General features: G+C 62.5%; 2 protein-coding genes. Both read right to left on the reverse strand.

Going from position 1 to position 2,387, the window contains the following annotated elements; genetic code table 11:
- Positions 1-29 precede the first annotated feature (29 nt).
- The gene (locus A2J03_RS14930) at positions 30-965 is read right to left on the reverse strand and encodes an NUDIX hydrolase (RefSeq protein WP_068375340.1); all 936 of its coding nucleotides are present in this window, start codon (positions 963-965) and stop codon (positions 30-32) included.
- A partial coding sequence (gene ppk1 / locus A2J03_RS14935; RefSeq protein ID WP_068375343.1) for a polyphosphate kinase 1 occupies positions 965-2,387 on the reverse strand: 1,423 nt, incomplete at its 5' end. The genes A2J03_RS14930 and ppk1, both read right to left, overlap by 1 nt.

Raw genomic sequence — 2,387 nt, forward strand, 5'->3', positions numbered from 1 at the left:
GCGGGGCCTTGTTCGTGCTGAGACTCGGTTCAGCTACCGGCAGGGGTCGGCGGTAGTGGACTGGCCAGATGATCGGCAGCGAGCAGCTTTCCGTCTCGAAGGGACAGCACCCACACACTGCCTTTGCGATTTCGGTTCGGGGGAAGCGTGACGCCGTCGCGGTCCGCCCACCATTGCAGAAGATCGGGAATTACCTTGCCCTGACTGCAGATCGTCTGGACGCCCCCGAGACCAGCGATGTCGAGCGCTCGCTGCCGGGCCTCCTGGGGAGCGTCCCAATAGCCTTCCTCGGACAGCAGTGGCTCCAGCGTGATCTGAACGGAAAGGGAATCTGCCAACGGTTGAACCGTCTGAACACACCGGCGTCGGTTGGCCGCGTGTACCGAGTCGGCGCCGAATGCGGACAGTTGAGAAACCAAGGCGGCCGCCTGAGCCTCACCTACGGAATCGAGCGGCCGTAAGGCATCGTCGCCCTTGTATCGCGAGCGTCGCCCGGCATTGGCGTGACGGACGAGCAGGACGGTCTCGGTGTCGACGGGTTGCTTGAGAAACCGGCGGAGAATCTTGTGGTCCATCGGGTAGGACAGCTGATGCACGGCTTCCTTGGGTGGTACCCAACGTAGTTCGTCGACTTCGGCGTTCGGCTCGAATTTTCCGTCCTCCGCCTTCGCCGCCCAATAGTCGACCTTCTTCATCTTGCGATGTCCTGGAATCGGATAGGTCACAGTGGAGAGGTAGCGACCGAGGCGCGAATCGAACCCGGTCTCCTCCGCTACCTCTCGGACGGCTGCATCGACCGACGTCTCACCTGGATCGATCTTGCCCTTGGGGAACGACCAATCGTCGTACTTCGGACGGTGGACGATTGCAACCTGCATCTCGTTGTCACCGTCGGGAGAGTTTCGCCACAAGACGGCTCCGGCGGCGAATATGTTTGCACGCAAGGGTTTGTCGCCGCCCGACATCAAGACGCCTGGTTCCGCCGGCTGCGCATCAGTTCACCCTGGTGCTCGCGGACGCTTTCGCCCTGAGCCGGCGACGCCGCCCATCCGCCATCGGGTCGCAGAATCCAGCATCGGGTTGTCGGGTCGAGCGCCGATTCGAAGATGTCGTGCAGCTGGGCGGTCAGACGTGGATCTTTGACCTGCGCCATGACCTCTACGCGGCGGTCGAGGTTTCGGTGCATCATGTCGGCGCTGCCGATCCAGAACTCGTCCGCGCCGCGGAAATTGAGGACGCGTGAGTGCTCGAGGAAGCGGCCGAGGATCGATCGAACTTCGATGTTCTCACTCAATCCAGGCACACCCGGCTTCAGCGCACAGATTCCGCGGACCACGACCTCGACCGGCACTCCGGCCGCGGACGCGCGGTACAGCGCGTCGATGACCTGTTCGTCGACGAGCGCGTTGGCCTTGAGTCGGATTCCCGCCTCGCGTCCCGCCTTCAGATACTCGACTTCCGCCTCGATGCGTTCGATGATGCCGCGACGCACACCATATGGAGCGACGAGAAGGTTGCGGTAGCTGGTCTTGCGCGAATAGCCGGTCAGCGAATTGAAAAGGTCGGTCAGATCGGCGCCGATCTCGGGCGAGGAAGTCAGCAGGCCCACATCCTCGTAGATTCGAGCTGTCTTGGGGTTGTAGTTGCCCGTTCCGATATGGCAGTAGCGGCGAATGACCGATCCCTCGCGCCGCACGACCAGGCACGTCTTGCAGTGCGTCTTCAAGCCGACGAGACCGTACACGACATGGACGCCTGCCTTCTCCAGCTTTCGCGCCCATTCGATGTTGGCCTGCTCGTCGAAGCGCGCCTTGATCTCGACGAGTGCAACCACCTGCTTACCTGCGCCGGCAGCATCGACGAGCGCGTTGACGATCGGTGAGTCTCCGGACGTGCGATACAGGGTCTGCTTGATCGCCAGTACCTGTGGATCTGCTGCAGCTTGCTCGATGAACCGCTGCACACTGGTGGAGAAGGAGTCGTACGGGTGATGGACAAGCACGTCGCCATCCCGCAGCGTCGAGAACACGCTCTTGGGTGTCTCGCGCTCGCCGAAAGCCGGATGTGTCGCTGGAACGAAAGGTGCGTCCTTGAGCGTTGGCCTGTCGACGCCGTACACCTGCCACAGGCAGGACAGATCGAGCAACCCTGGCACCTGAATCACATCGCCCGGATCGACGTCCAGCTCGCGCAACAGCAGTTCGAGCATGTGCTCGGTCATGTCGTCGGCGATCTCGAGCCGAACCGGAGAGCCGAACCGGCGTCGTGCCAGCTCACGCTCGAGCGCTTGGAGCAGATCTTCGTCCCGGTCCTCTTCGACCTCGAAGTCGGCGTTACGGGTGATGCGGAAGGCGTGGCTCTCCACCACGTCCATTCCAGGGAAGAGC

It is taken from the genome of Rhodococcus sp. EPR-157, assembly GCF_001647195.1.
Classification (GTDB): Bacteria; Actinomycetota; Actinomycetes; order Mycobacteriales; family Mycobacteriaceae; genus Rhodococcoides.

Excerpts from the sequence above, each read along its gene's own strand:
- A2J03_RS14930 (WP_068375340.1), bottom strand. The coding sequence starts at position 965 with ATGTCGGGCGGCGACAAACCCTTGCGTGCAAACATATTCGCCGCCGGA.